This window comes from Cohnella xylanilytica, assembly GCF_014212175.1.
Lineage (GTDB): Bacteria > Bacillota > Bacilli > Paenibacillales > Paenibacillaceae > Cohnella > Cohnella xylanilytica.
In genome coordinates this window covers 22288-35539 of record NZ_JACJVR010000145.1, presented here as the reverse complement: position 1 = coordinate 35539, position 13252 = coordinate 22288, and the positions used below count along the sequence as shown (strand labels likewise).

Annotated in this window: 13 protein-coding genes and 1 pseudogene; 11 read left to right on the top strand and 3 right to left on the bottom strand. The window is 61.0% G+C overall.

The window, feature by feature from the left end; translation table 11 throughout:
• Positions 1–311 (bottom strand): annotated as a pseudogene (locus H7B90_RS31350) (hypothetical protein); the annotation flags it as partial.
• Positions 312–593: 282 nt separating this feature from the next.
• Here H7B90_RS31350 and H7B90_RS31345 point away from each other — a divergent pair.
• The 5 genes from H7B90_RS31345 to H7B90_RS31325 all read left to right on the top strand — a co-directional run bounded on the left by H7B90_RS31345 (position 594) and on the right by H7B90_RS31325 (position 5298).
• Positions 594–1511, top strand: coding sequence for a hypothetical protein (locus H7B90_RS31345; protein WP_185139843.1), 918 nt, complete (start codon positions 594–596; stop codon positions 1509–1511).
• A 116-nt stretch (positions 1512–1627) separates the two neighbouring features.
• On the top strand, positions 1628–2395 hold the full coding sequence (locus H7B90_RS31340) for an ABC transporter ATP-binding protein (protein ID WP_185139842.1): 768 nt from the start codon (positions 1628–1630) through the stop codon (positions 2393–2395).
• Positions 2367–3119: an ABC transporter permease subunit gene (locus H7B90_RS31335; RefSeq protein ID WP_185139841.1), complete on the top strand. Its 753-nt coding sequence runs from the start codon at positions 2367–2369 to the stop codon at positions 3117–3119. Before H7B90_RS31340 ends, H7B90_RS31335 begins: the two co-directional genes overlap by 29 nt.
• Before the next feature lie 11 nt (positions 3120–3130).
• A complete protein-coding gene (locus H7B90_RS31330) occupies positions 3131–4615 on the top strand; it encodes a sensor histidine kinase (RefSeq protein WP_185139840.1) in 1485 nt (494 codons plus the stop codon).
• Positions 4612–5298 (top strand): response regulator transcription factor, encoded by a 687-nt coding sequence (locus H7B90_RS31325; RefSeq protein WP_185139839.1) that lies wholly within the window; start codon positions 4612–4614, stop codon positions 5296–5298. The genes H7B90_RS31330 and H7B90_RS31325 overlap by 4 nt, the downstream gene beginning before the upstream one ends.
• A gap of 102 nt (positions 5299–5400) precedes the next feature.
• Here the strand turns inward: H7B90_RS31325 and H7B90_RS31320 are convergent, their stop codons facing one another.
• Positions 5401–6414, bottom strand: coding sequence for an AI-2E family transporter (locus H7B90_RS31320; protein WP_185139838.1), 1014 nt, complete (start codon positions 6412–6414; stop codon positions 5401–5403).
• A 106-nt stretch (positions 6415–6520) separates the two neighbouring features.
• Entirely contained in the window at positions 6521–7804 is a 1284-nt protein-coding gene (locus H7B90_RS31315) for a serpin family protein (protein WP_185139837.1), read from the bottom strand.
• 187 nt (positions 7805–7991) lie between these two features.
• Here H7B90_RS31315 and H7B90_RS31310 point away from each other — a divergent pair, with 187 nt between their 5' ends.
• The 6 genes from H7B90_RS31310 (at position 7992) to H7B90_RS31285 (ending at position 13199) form a co-directional block, all read left to right on the top strand.
• A complete protein-coding gene (locus tag H7B90_RS31310; protein WP_185139836.1) occupies positions 7992–8222 on the top strand; it encodes a hypothetical protein in 231 nt (76 codons plus the stop codon).
• Positions 8223–8567: 345 nt separating this feature from the next.
• Complete coding sequence (locus H7B90_RS31305) at positions 8568–9725, top strand: outer membrane lipoprotein-sorting protein (protein ID WP_185139835.1); 1158 nt, start codon at positions 8568–8570, stop codon at positions 9723–9725.
• Between the two features lie 178 nt (positions 9726–9903).
• Complete coding sequence (gene alr, locus H7B90_RS31300) at positions 9904–11088, top strand: alanine racemase (protein WP_185139834.1); 1185 nt, start codon at positions 9904–9906, stop codon at positions 11086–11088.
• Between the two features lie 142 nt (positions 11089–11230).
• Positions 11231–11512: a CopG family ribbon-helix-helix protein gene (locus tag H7B90_RS31295; RefSeq protein WP_246578402.1), complete on the top strand. Its 282-nt coding sequence runs from the start codon at positions 11231–11233 to the stop codon at positions 11510–11512.
• A gap of 4 nt (positions 11513–11516) precedes the next feature.
• On the top strand, positions 11517–11867 hold the full coding sequence (locus tag H7B90_RS31290) for a type II toxin-antitoxin system PemK/MazF family toxin (protein WP_185139833.1): 351 nt from the start codon (positions 11517–11519) through the stop codon (positions 11865–11867).
• A 138-nt stretch (positions 11868–12005) separates the two neighbouring features.
• Positions 12006–13199, top strand: a complete 1194-nt coding sequence (locus tag H7B90_RS31285) for a YhgE/Pip domain-containing protein (protein ID WP_246578403.1) — start codon at positions 12006–12008, stop codon at positions 13197–13199.
• The last annotated feature ends 53 nt before the right edge of the window (positions 13200–13252 follow it).

The following is a 13252-nucleotide window of genomic DNA, read 5'->3' as shown; positions in this document are numbered from 1 at the left end:
CCTGCCGCTCCGCCGGCTCCGGCCGGCGCCCCGGTCGCGGCCGCGGCCCCGGCTCCCGCGGGGGACGGGCCCGCCCAGGCGAACGGGGAGAACCCGAAGTCCGGGAACAGCCCGGACACCTTCGCCTTGCCGGCGCGAGAGGACTTGCCCATCCTCGGCGCCTTCAGCTTCACCCCCGACAAGACGAGCTCTCCCTTCTCGATCCCCTGAATCCTCCCCACGTAACGGCTTCCGTCTTTCAGCACGACGCATACGGGACGTCCGGCCAGCCGCTTGGCCTGTCCCTCGATCTTGTCTTGACGCTTAGGCATATGAAGCGATCTCCCTCCCTTCCTTTTATTACAGCTAATTCAGAAGGGGGACCGGCTGCTTGGACGCTTGCCGACGAAGGCGTCCGCAGGCGGACGGCGTCCGTCGTGGCGCGGCGGAATCATCCCGGCTTCCGCCCCCGGCCGAAAGTTTATATTTTATTAATCTTTTGATTATCCCGGATTTATTTTCCTTTCTCGGGGTTTTAGATTCGGCGGTTAACATGAATTCAGGCAGCCAAGAGACGCCGCCAAGACCGACAACGATCGAGGAGGAATAAGAGAATGAAGAAGAAAGTGATGATGGTAGGAGCCGGGTTGACATTGGGCAGCGCGCTGCTGGTCACATCCGCGTTCGCGGACGTCGGAGGAGCCCAAGGTTACGAAGCCTACAAGTCGGCGCTCAAAGCGACGGCGACGGCGGAGAACGCCACGCAGAGCGTCGGCCTCTCGGTTCGCGACAACGGCAACGAGCGCTTCCGCGTGATCTCGACGGTCAAGGAAGACCGCGCGTCCCAGGCGCTCAGCGGCAGCGCGAGCATCCATGCGGGCGCCGATACGGCGAAGGTGGACTTCTACCATCAGGACGGACGGATGATCGTCAAGTCCGCGGACAGCGACACGTATAACGTCATCCAAGAGTCCGGCCGTCCGCATAAGGACGAAGACTGGGAAGACGGAGAGTTCGATCCCGAGTTCCATAAGGGAATCGAGACGATCGTCGACGCGCTCGTCGGCAACCTGAAGAACGACTTCATTCTGAAGAACGGGGAAGGCGGCAAGAAGACGGTCAGCGTGGAGCTGACGGGCTCGCGGATTCCGGCGGCGGCGAACGTCATCGGCTCGGTGCTCATCAAGGAAGCTCTGAGCGGGAAGCATTCGGACGATCAAATGGATCACGCCGCGTTCGGTCAAGAGCTTCTCGGATTCGACCTGGCGAAGCTCGATCCGCAGCTTCCGCAGCTGTCGCAGGACGTCAACATCGACTCCGTCTCGCTGCAAGCGACGATCGACGAGAACGACGCGATCGTTCGCCAGACGGTCGAATTCGAGATCTCCGGCAAGGATGTCTCCGGAGCGGAGCACGATCTCGTCGTCACCGCGGACATCGGCCTCTCCGGCATCGGCGAGACGAAGCCCGACGCCGTCGACCTGGCCGGCAAGAAGGTGAACACGATCGAGCATTCCCGCTTCGAGGACTAATCGAAGGATTCGGGGATTCGCGAAGGATCGCTCGGAGATCTGGAAGGGAATGCCAACAATCGGACGGCGAGCGGCCGCAGCGGCCGCTCTCTCCGACCAAGAGGAGGCCAAGCAGGATGAACGGCGATACGGTACTGGACATTCAAGGCGTAACGAAGACGTATAGAAACAAACGAGGCGTCGAGAACATCGCGCTGCGGGTCGAGAAGGGCGAAGTCTACGGCTTCTTCGGGCCGAACGGCGCCGGCAAGACGACGGTCATGAAGATCGCGACCGGTCTCATCCGGGCGGACCGGGGCCGCGTTCTGCTGTTCGGGCACGACGTCGCCGAACGGTACGAGGACGCGATGAGGCAGGTGGGCGTCATGATCGAGAGAGCCGAAGCGTTCGAATACATGAGCGGGTACCGCAACCTCGAGCTGGCGGCCCGGCTGTACCCGGAGCTGCCGCGGTCGCGGATCGACGAAGCGCTCGAGCTCGTCGGTCTCGGCGCCAACAAGAAGGAGAAGGTCGGCCATTATTCCCTCGGCATGAAGCAGCGGCTCGGCATCGCTTCGGCCATTCTGTCGAAGCCGAAGCTGCTCATTCTGGACGAACCGACGAACGGGCTCGACATCGAAGGGATGATCGAGATGCGCGAGCTGATCCGCTCGCTGGCTCGGGAGGAAGGCATCACGTTCTTCTTATCCAGCCACCTCCTGTCGGAGATGGAGACGGTGTGCAGCCGGATCGGCATCGTCCATAACGGCAAGCTGATTCAGGAGAGAAGCATGGCGGAGCTCGGCGAACAGTCCGGGCAGTCGCTGGAGAGTTATTTCGTCGAGAGAATCCGGGCGGAGAGAGGAGCTGGCGGGCATGAGATTGCTCAAGGCATGCACCATTAACGAACTGGCGAAGCTGACGGCGAGGAAGAAGACGCTGTTCTTCCTGCTTCTGAGCGCGCTGCTTCCCTTCATCGGATTGCCGATCGTTCGGCAATTGCAGAACGGGCTCGGCGTCGTAGGCGTCGCCCAGGATCAATACGCGATCTCGGTTCTGAACGGGCTCACCCTGTTCCTCATTCCGCTGACGATCTTCATGCTCGCCTCCGATACGTTCTCCGGAGAGTTCGGCGACCGCTCGATCCGCTCCGTATTGACGCGTCCGGTCGGCCGCGGGAAGATCTTCGCCGCGAAGCTGCTCGCCCTGTTCGCGATCGTCGCCGGACAGCTGCTGCTCTCGCTCGCGGCTTCGTCGCTCGCCTCCCTGTTCCTCCCCTCTTCGGGCTCGGCCCTGAACGGACTCGGAACGGCGGCTCTCGCCTATGCGGCCGCGGCTCTGCCGATGCTCACCTTGTGCGCCGCCGCCGCCCTCGTCGCCCAAGGCTTCAAGAACGCGAGCGGGGCGCTGGCGGTCTGCATCCTGCTGTACGCGGCCGCGAAGCTGGTCGGCTTCGTTTTCCCCTCCTACATGGCTTACGCGCCGACCTCCTACACCGATTGGTATACGCTGTGGATCGGCAGCTCCGTCTCCGTGGGCAAGCTCGTCAACGTATTTAACTTTCTGCTGGGTTGCGGTATAGTGTTTTATGCGCTCGGTTATACGATTTTCGATAGAAAAGAAGGGTAGGAATAGCCCCCATGTCGATCCGGTTCCGTCTCATTCTGTCCTACCTGGCGATGCTCGTCATTCCGCTCATCCTGCTGGCGATCTCCTTCGTCGTCATCGCCTCGATCGCGCTCGGGGATCTGTGGTCGGCGTTCTCGCTGGACGACCGGCGCCATAACCCGTTCGCCGCGGTCATCGGCCAGGAGGCGGACATCGCGGCGGACATCCGGTACCGGATCGAGAGCGATCCGAATTCCTTGCTGGATCAAGAGCGGATGCAAGCGTACAGCGACCGGCTGAAGAAGATCAGCATGGGGCTTATCGTTCGCTTGAACGGGGAGACGCTGTATGCATCCCCCAATCTCGAACATACGGACATCGACCGCAACCTGCCTGCGTTCGGAAGCGATTGGAGGGAGCGGTTCGACGGCATGGACGTCGGCGACCATGACTGGATGATCGACCGCCAATACGATTTTACGTTATCCGACGGCACCAAAGGCAGTTATTATATGTTGCTTAATTTCAACGTCTTCAGCCAGATCGCCGCCAAGTTCTCGAAAATGTTCTTCATCGCGCTGCTGGTCATTCTCGTCGTCGTCAACGGCGTTCTGACCTACTTCGTCTCCCGCAGCATCATCCGGCCGCTTCGCTCGCTGAAGCGCGCGGCCGAGCAGATGAAGGAGGGCGATCTCTCCAACCCGGTCCTTCAGGAGTCGAGGGACGAGATCGGCGCGCTCGCCGTCGCGTTCGAGGAGATGCGGGTCAAGCTGAAGGAGTCCATCGACATGCAGCTTCAGTACGAGGACAACCGCAAGTCGCTTATCTCGAACATCTCGCACGATCTCAAGTCTCCGGTCGCGTCGATCCGCGCTTACGTGGAAGGGATTATGGACGGGGTGACGAGCTCGCCCGAGATGCTGGACCGGTACGTGAAGACGATCCACCGGAAGACCGTCCAGATGGACCGCCTCATCGACGAGCTGTTCCTGTTCTCGAAGCTGGACCTCAAGGGGCTTCCGTTCCACTTCGAAGAGGTGAACCTCGATTCCTTCCTGCGGGATTGCGCCGAGGAGCTGCAGATGGACGTGGAGAAGCGCGGCGTGAAGCTCAGCTACGATTCGGAGATTCCGCCCGGCTCCGCCCTCGTCGTCGCCGACCGGGAGAAGCTGAAGCGGGTGTTCGTCAACGTCATCGAGAACGCGGTGAAGTATTCGGACAAGGAAGACGCGCGGATCTGGCTGGAGCTGAAGGACGAAGGGGAGGTGTACCTCGTGCTGGTCAAGGATAACGGCAAAGGCATCTCGCCCGAAGCGCTGCCGTACATCTTCGACCGGTTCTACCGCGAGGACACCGCCCGCAACGTCGATACCGGCGGCAGCGGACTGGGCCTGGCCATCGCGAAGCACATCGTGGAGGAGCACGGCGGGACGCTGTCCGCGGCCAGCGAGCCGGGGATGGGGACGGTTATCATGATTACCCTTCGCAAGAGAACGGACGGGAGGCAGACGGCATGAAGCGCATCCTTATCATCGAAGACGATATCAGCATGGCGGAGCTCGTCCGAGACTACTTGACGATCCACAAATACGAGCCCCACATCGAGACGAGCGGCGACCGGGGACTGGCGCGGGCTCTCGAAGGCGGCTTCGACCTCGTCGTTCTCGACCTGATGCTGCCGGTCGTGGACGGCTTCGAGATCTGCCGCAAGCTGCGCGAGCGTCTCGACATCCCGATCCTCATGGTGTCCGCCAAGAAGGAGGACATCGACAAGATCCGCGGGCTCGGCCTCGGCGCGGACGATTACGTCGTCAAGCCGTTCAGCCCGAACGAACTGATCGCCCGGGTGAACGCCCATCTGGCCCGGTACGAGCGGCTGTCGGGAGGCGGGCAGAAGCGGGAGGAGATCCGGATCCGGGGGCTGCTCATCGACAAGGCGTCGCGGAGGGTATTCGTCAACGACAAGGAAGTGCCGTTCACGACGAAGGAATTCGACCTGCTGACGCATCTCGCTTCGAACCCGAACCGGGTGTTCAGCAAGGAGCAGCTGTTCGAGCAGCTGTGGGGGCTCGATTCGCTCGGCGACATCGCCACGGTGACGGTCCATATCCGCAAGATCCGGGAGAAGATCGAGCTCGATCCGTCCCGTTCCCAATACATCGATACGGTATGGGGAGCGGGCTACCGGTTCAAAGTGTAGTCTCGCGACGCGACGAACATAAGAAGCGCCGCCGCTTCGCCCGGGTTACGGCCCGGCGAGGCGGCGGCGCTTTGCTTTTCCGCCGATCGTTGGAGGTTCGTTCTATCCTTCCTTGTTGTCGGTCGGATCGACGTCCAGCAGGTCCATCAGGAACATGAAGATCGGAATGCCGATGATGAGTCCCCAGATTCCGAAGTAGTGCTGGGAGAAGACGAGAATGACGAACGTGTAGAACATCGGAAGCTTCGTCTTGTGCGCCATCAGGCGAGGGTTGAGCAGGTACGTCTCGAGGGCGTGGATGACGATGATCATGACGATCGTCCAGATGACGAGCGGCAAGCCGCCGGTCTGGTAGCCGATGAGCCCGATCGGGATGAAGCTGATAATGACGCCGGCGACGGGGATCAGACTCAGAACGAAGACGAGAATGGTCAGCGCGAACAGATACGGGAATCCGAGAATCCACAGGCCGAGCATCGTCAGCACCGTATTGAACAGGGCGATGAGCAGTTGCACCTCGATCACCTTGCCGAACGACGCCACGAACTTCCGGCCGAAGTATTCCAGCTCGTCGTAGATCCAGCCGATCTTGCTCCTCTTGAACTTGCGCGTGAACCGGGCGACTTGCTTCTTCTGAAGCAGGAAGAAGAGGCTTAGAAGGATGACGATCAGAATGATCTCCAGCCACTTGCCCAGCTTCGTGATGTAGTGCAGCGCCTGATCGAGGTACGCCTTGTAATCGGCCTTGTTCAGGAATTCGGTCAGCTGGGCCGCGACTTCGTTCCCCTGGTTGGAGTTGAGGAAGCGGGTAATGTTATTGAACAGCTCGGAGACCTGGTTGATGATCTTCGGAACGTAATTGGTGATGCCGATGACCATGCCGGATATGATGATGACGTACAGAAGGATAGTGACGACGTTCGAGTGGATCGGGAATAGCTTGTTGATCTGCTTCGTCAGGAAGCCTTGGAAGCTGTTCATCACGAACGTAACGAGGAAAAGCAGGAGAATCGTATTCAGCATGTCCCTGAGGCTGAAAATAAGCAAAGCGAACAAGAGCAGCACGACCACTCTTCGGACCATCGGCAAAGCAAAAAAATCGCGGATCGTTCCCATGGACTTCCCTCATCTGCTGGCGGAATCGTTAATGCGCTCCCTCTAACTACGGGCGCGGCGCGGAAAGGTTTCTTAATTCCTCTATTTTATCGGAAAAGAAACGGATTTAGTCCCCGCCCGGATTCGCGACCGCGCCGACGAACAGCACGGCTCCCGTCTCCGCGTCAACGATCGCCGCGACGAACGGCCGGTCGACCGTCATCCGGAACGGGTCTTCGGCGGGCGCCGCGCCGGCCAGCATCTCGACGGACGTCGCCGCGGCCGCTTCGACGCCATCTTCGTTAACGTCGAGGAACGTCTTGTGCAGCACGCGGCCGATGTACAGGTTCGGCGGCTCCGGAGCGATGCCGGCGAACGAGGCGCGCTTCGGGTCGAACGCCTCTCCCATGCCGAGCGCCTTCAGCGAGTCGTTCAGCTCGGACGAGTCTTCGACGCGGAATCGCGGCAGTTCGATCTGGCCGAGTCTACGAGGCCAGTCGGCCGTCAGCAGCGCAGGATCGTCCGCGAGCTTATCCGTCAGGGAGCCGAGCGTGACGCCCGGCTTCGGCAGCAGCACGACGAACGCGGCGGAGGCGTTCTTGCCGAGAGGAAGCCGGATCGCCTGGTAATCGTCCGTCTCGGCGTATTCGTACGTTCCGCCTTGGGCCATCATCATGGCGGGAATGGCTTCCGTCTCCGACACATGGAACTTCGCCTCTTCCGTGTTGTTTGCGTTGAACGGCTTCGTCCAGGCCGCCCGGTAGGAGACCGCGTTCAAGATATACAGCACCGCGGCGGGATCGATGTCTTCGAGGATCTTCTGGATTCTCCCGTTCGTCCGCTCCTTCACCCATCCGTTCATCGCCTTCAGCGCGTCCGCTTTCTTCGCGAAGTCGAGCGTGCGCAGCTCCGCCCCGTAATCCGCCTCGGCATCTTGGAGGTAGGCGTCCCGGAACGGAACTCCTTCCTTCAGCCAGAGGGAGTTGGCCGTCGCCATGCCGATGCCGGGATCGACGGGACGGTTCAGCAGATCGAGCAGCTTCCGGTAGCCGTCTCCGGCTTCCTTGGCCGACAGGCCGCCCAACCCGAGCGTCCCGGCCATCGCTTCGGCCGTCTTCCCGGACGCTCCCGAATAGGCGACCGCGAGCGCCGAGGAGACGCTCAATGGAGATACCCAGACGTTGGCGCCGGGCTCCGCCTCGCGCAGCCGCTCGAACAGCTTAAGGCCGAACGCGTTCGAAGCGGCGACCGTCCGCGGGTCGAGATCGGCGGCCTGATACCGGCGCTCGGCCGTCTCCGGCGGATTCTCCTTCTCCTTCTCCTTGTTCGCGCATCCCGTTATCGCCGCCGTCGTCGCGAGCAAGGCCGCCATCAACCCCGTCGCCAGCGCTCTTCTTTTTCTTATCGTCATAAGACGCCCCCCTTTATTCAACTATTCCTTCTTATCCGTATGGACGCGCGGCGGAGGGCGGATGTTACAAGGGAGACGCCGAATTTTGGAAGTCGGGGGCGCGGAATCGGAACTTTAGCGGGCAGCGGCGCGTTTCATATGGTGAAGAGACCGGTCCAGCCTAAGCCGGGGAGAGGAGCGTTCGCCTATGAGAATCCACGAGACCCAAGCCTCGCGGGAGGTTCGCGATCCGTACGCCGAGGAGACGAATTCCTTCAACGACTTGACGGAGTACAACCGGACGGTGCTGGGAGTCGCGGCCAAGCGGGCTGATCTCGGCGCGATGCCGAAGCCGGTCCGCTTCTTCGCTTATTTTTTCTACGGCTTCCTCATTCTCGCCTTCTTGGCGTTCGTGCTGACGTTGATCTACAAGTCGTAAAAGCGGAATCGCGGCCCCGGGGGACAGCCGACGTCCCCGCCAACGCCGCAAGAGCTTCGATGCCGCTTCGGTGCAGATCGGAACAGAGTGGCGCTCATACGATTCGCATGAGGGGATATGCTCGGCAGGCGATACGCTCTGCTCGATGCCATGAGGCAAGCCTCCCGGCTTGCCTCTTCGCCATGGCCGAATTTGTCCCTCCGTCGCCTCGTTCCCCCTTGCGGCCCCTCGTCTTGGCCATGCCCGGCCCGTCTCTTAGCCAAGCCGGAACTCGTCTGCATAATCGGTCAAGTCCCCTCATAGACATGAACCATGGATTAACCATTGTGCAGAGGGGTGGAGCTCATGCGTCGTCGAATCCCATGGATCGCGTCCGTCGCCGTGCTTGTCGTAGCCTTGCTATCGGGCTGCGGAGGCAGCAAGAACGCGGACTCGGTCGTGAAGGATTTGAACAAGGTGGCAGGGAAGCTGGAAAGTTATCAGGGCAGCGGGGAGATGATTCTCCATACCGGGCAGCAGCCGTTGACGTACAAGGTGGAAGTGTGGTACCAGAAGCCGTCCTATTATCGGATCGCGCTGACGAACGCTCAACGCGACATTACGCAGATCGTGCTTCGCAACGACCAAGGCGTATTCGTGCTCACTCCGCGCCTGAACAAGAGCTACCGGTTCCAGAGCGACTGGCCGGAGAACCAGGGCCAGGTGTACTTGTACCAGACGCTCCTGCAGAGCATCGTGCTCGACAACTCCAGGCAGTTCACGACCGACAAGGATTCTTACGTCTTCGACGTGATGGCGGGCAATTATCAGAACGGTTCGTTCGCGCGGCAGAAAATATGGCTGGCCAAGACGGACTACGCTCCCCGCCACGTGGAAGTGACGGATACGAACAACGCCCTGATGGTCGAAGTGAACTTCAACAGCTTCGAGTTCGGCAAGAAGTTCGACAAGTCGGCATTCGACATGCAGCAGAACATGGTCGGGGCTCCGAACGCGGGCTCGTCCCCGGACGGAAGCTCTTCCTCCGGGAACCAGGGCGACAAGGCGGACGGAACGAAAGGCGGGGACGGCTCCGGCAAAACGACGGACGGCAAGGACGCGCCGACGGGAGCGGAAGCGGGCGAAGGGACGGCCGACGGCGGGCAGACGGAGGAGACCTTCGCGCTCATCGAGCCGGATCCGGACGCGCTTCCCGAAGGCGTCGTGCTGAAGGATATCGACGACAGCATCCAGCTCGCCGATTCGACGGGATACATGCTGCGCTACACCGGCACGTACGACTTCACGATTCTGGAGTCGATGCCCAAGGACCAAGCCGTCTCCTTGAACAAGGGGTTAATGCTGGATCTCGGCTTTACTCTCGGCGAGCTCGTGGACGACGAGACGACGAAGTCGCTCACCTGGACGTACGAAGGCGTCGTCTACCGCTTGACGACTTCCGACCTTCCGCAGGAAGACATGGTCAAGGTCGCCCAATCGATGGTCGAATCTTCCGGCAAGTGACGGATACCGACATTATTAATAAGAAGAGAAGGGAAGCCGGCCGCCAAGGACCGGCTCCCTTCGCGAGTGCAGGAAAAGGTTGGTTGCCCCGCTTGCGTTGACAGTCCAGCGACCACCCGGTAACATTACGTTATTGGGTTTAGAGCAGGGTCTGACAGAACAAAGTGGGTGACGGGTTTTGGACAGTTATTATAGGCCGACGGTAGCGGAGATCTCCCTGGACGCGATCGAACGCAACGTGAAGGCGTTCCGCGATCGCCTGTCTCCGGGAACGAAGCTTCTGGCTTCCGTCAAGGCGAACGCCTACGGCCACGGAGCCGCCGAGACGGCCAGATCCGCGGTCGCCGCGGGGGCGGATTATCTCGGAGTCGCCTTCCTCGACGAAGCGCTGCAGCTGCGGAAGGCGGGCGTGACGGCCCCCGTCCTGGTGCTCGGCTATACGCCTCCCGAAGGGTTCGAGCTCGCCCGGAGGCATGGAATTACGCTTACCGTGTATAGACATGAACAATTGGACGCCATCGAAGGCATGGCGGCGAACGGTCCCAAGCTGAAGGTTCACGTCAAGATCGACACCGGCATGGGTCGGCTTGGCGTGCTTCCCGGGCCGGATGCGGAGCGCTTCCTGGAGAGGGTATGCGCCATGGACCGGATCGACGCCGAAGGGATGTTCACGCATTACGCGAAGGCCGACGAGACCGACAAGAGCCATTCGCTGATGCAGGCGGAGCGGTTCCGGTCGGTCGTCGACTACGTGCGGCGCCATTCGCTGCCGCTGTCGATCATTCACGCCGGCAACACCGCCGCCGGCATCGATCTTCCGGAACACGCGGGCCAGATGCTTAGGCTTGGCATCGGCATGTACGGCCTCTATCCGAGCGCCGAGGTCCGCAAGGACCGGATCGCGCTGGAGCCGGCGCTGACGCTCAAGACGCGGGTCGTGCACGCGAAGACGGTGCAAGCCGGGGAGAGCATCAGCTACGGGGGGCGCTACGTCGCCTCGCGCGCCGAATCGGTCGGCACGATTCCGGTCGGCTACGCCGACGGCTTCAGCCGCATGCTGTCCGGCAAGGCGGAGGCGCTGCTGCGCGGCCGGAAGGTGCCGGTGCTGGGCACGATCTGCATGGACCAATGCATGATCGGGCTGGACGGCGTCGAGCTCGGCGGGGCTTCGCCCGTGGAGCCCGGCGAGGAAGTGGTGCTGATCGGTCGCCAAGGGGACGAAGCGATCACGGCGGAGGACGTCGCGGCGAAGCTCGGCACGATCAATTACGAAGTGACCTGCATGATCGCCGCGCGCGTTCCTCGGGTGTACCTCAAGGACGGAGAGACGGTAGCCGTCTCGAATCCAATAATTTCCTGCTGAAGATTCGATCTTTTTTTGGCCGAAGCGGCAGGATTCTGAGAGCGAAGAATCGAATGGTAACGGGGAGTCGTATATTTCTCTCCGGGGACGGCATACTGGGAATTAGGTTACGGGTTGGTAAATCTTTGGAGGTGCTTGTTCGGTGGCCAATATTCACAATACGAAGCGGATTATGATCAGTCTGCCCGATCATCTGCTGCGCGAGGTCGACTTCGTCGTCGCCAAGGAGAACACGAACCGGAGCGAGATCATTCGCCAGGCGATGAAGCAATATCTCGTGGAGCGGAAGAAGCGGCTAATTCGCGATTCCATGCAGCGAGGCTACTTGGAGATGGCCAAGATCAACCTGAATATGGCATCGGAAGCTTTCCAAGCGGAAGAAGATGCCGAAAGCACACTCGGTCGCCTTGTAAGCGGGGTGTAAGCCATTGATCGTCAAACGCGGGGATGTTTTCTATGCGGATCTGTCGCCGGTGGTCGGATCGGAGCAGGGAGGAGTACGCCCCGTGCTGGTGATTCAGAACGACATCGGCAACCGGTTCAGCCCGACGGTGATCGTAGCGGCCATTACCGCCCAAATCCAGAAAGCGAAACTCCCGACGCATGTCGAGATCGAAGCGAAGACCCATGGGCTCGATCGGGATTCGGTCGTGCTGCTGGAGCAGATTCGAACGATCGACAAGCAGCGGTTGACGGACAAAATCACCCATTTGGAAGAGGAAATGATGCGCAAGGTCGATGACGCTCTGCTGATCAGCGTGGGGCTCATCGACTTTTAACCGGAACGGGAACCCTCGCGGTTTCCGTTTTTTTATGCGCCGAACCGAAGGCAGGGATTGACAGGGCGCCTGTCCGTCGGTTAAATTTAAACAAGTGATTAAAACAATTGTTTAAAAAGAGAGAGGGCGTGGAGTGGAGTGCAAACCTTGCAAGCGTTCATGAAGAGGCCGACGACTTGGATCGGCATCGCGACCGCATTGATGTTCCAATTGATTTTCTCCGTTGTCTGGATGACGGGATACGACGGGGTGAACGACCGGATGAGCCAGCTGACCGTCGGCATCGTGAACGAGGACGCGGACTTCGGCGCGAAGATCGCCGAGCGGCTCGGGACCTCGCTGCCGGTGAAGACGGAGCTCCTTCCGAGCAACGAGGAAGCTCTGGAGAAGCTGAACGACCGCGAGCTGCAGATGGTCATCCGCATTCCGGCCGAATTCTCGGCCGCCGCGGCGGACGCGGGGAAGACGGCTTCGATCCAGTATACGCTGAACGAATCCAATCCGGCCACCATCAAGAGCATGATGTCGTCCGTCGCCGCCCAAGTGACGGCGACCGTCAACAAGATGGCCGTCGGCCAAGGCATCTCGCAGTCGCTCGCGCAAGCGAACGTTCCGGCCGAGCAGGCCGCGGCCGCCGGCGGGGCGCTGTCGGAACGGGTCGTGTCCGACATCCAGTCGATCAATCGCGTGGAAGGCATGAACAATCAGATGGTGCCGATGATGATGGTGCTCGCCTCGTACGTCGGCGCGATGATAATGGGAATGAACATGGAGCAGTCGTCGATGGCGCTGGCGGCCGCGGGCGCTTCCGGCAAGTGGCGGCGGTTCGGGTCCCGCGCGTTCATTAACCTGATCGCGGCGGCGGTCGTATCGCTCGTCGGAACCTCTCTCGTCATGGCGCTAGGAGGGCAAGCGGAGCAAGGATTCTTCGCGCTGTGGGGCACCGTCTTCATCATCCTGCTCACCTTCATGTTCGTCTCGCAGATGTTCCTCCTTCTGTTCGGAATGGCGGGGATGCTGTTCAACATCCTTACCTTGTCGGCGCAGCTCGTCTCCTCCGGAGCGATGGTGCCGCGCGAGCTTCTTCCCGACTTCTACGTGGGTCTGGGCAACGGGCTTCCGGCGACCTATGCCGTCCGGGGGCTGATGGACGTTCTGTTCGGCGGAGGAGGACTGGGCGCGGCGATCGGCGCTATGCTCGTCATCGCGGCGGCGGCCGTCGCCGTCGGAGCGTTGGCGGTGGCGCTGAAGCCGCAGAAGCTTCCGCGGACGGCGGCCGTCCCGGCCGCGGGAACGGCCGCGACGGCGGGAGCCGAGGCCTCCCGGCCGTAACGGCTTGCTTTCCGGCCGCGGGCCCGTTCATAATAAGAGGATAGCCCGGGACT

Excerpts from the sequence above, each read along its gene's own strand:
- H7B90_RS31345 (WP_185139843.1), top strand. The coding sequence starts at position 594 with ATGAAGAAGAAAGTGATGATGGTAGGAGCCGGGTTGACATTGGGCAGC.
- H7B90_RS31340 (WP_185139842.1), top strand. The coding sequence starts at position 1,628 with ATGAACGGCGATACGGTACTGGACATTCAAGGCGTAACGAAGACGTAT.
- H7B90_RS31335 (WP_185139841.1), top strand. The coding sequence starts at position 2,367 with ATGAGATTGCTCAAGGCATGCACCATTAACGAACTGGCGAAGCTGACG.
- H7B90_RS31330 (WP_185139840.1), top strand. The coding sequence starts at position 3,131 with ATGTCGATCCGGTTCCGTCTCATTCTGTCCTACCTGGCGATGCTCGTC.
- H7B90_RS31325 (WP_185139839.1), top strand. The coding sequence starts at position 4,612 with ATGAAGCGCATCCTTATCATCGAAGACGATATCAGCATGGCGGAGCTC.
- H7B90_RS31320 (WP_185139838.1), bottom strand. The coding sequence starts at position 6,414 with ATGGGAACGATCCGCGATTTTTTTGCTTTGCCGATGGTCCGAAGAGTG.
- H7B90_RS31315 (WP_185139837.1), bottom strand. The coding sequence starts at position 7,804 with ATGACGATAAGAAAAAGAAGAGCGCTGGCGACGGGGTTGATGGCGGCC.
- H7B90_RS31310 (WP_185139836.1), top strand. The coding sequence starts at position 7,992 with ATGAGAATCCACGAGACCCAAGCCTCGCGGGAGGTTCGCGATCCGTAC.
- H7B90_RS31305 (WP_185139835.1), top strand. The coding sequence starts at position 8,568 with ATGCGTCGTCGAATCCCATGGATCGCGTCCGTCGCCGTGCTTGTCGTA.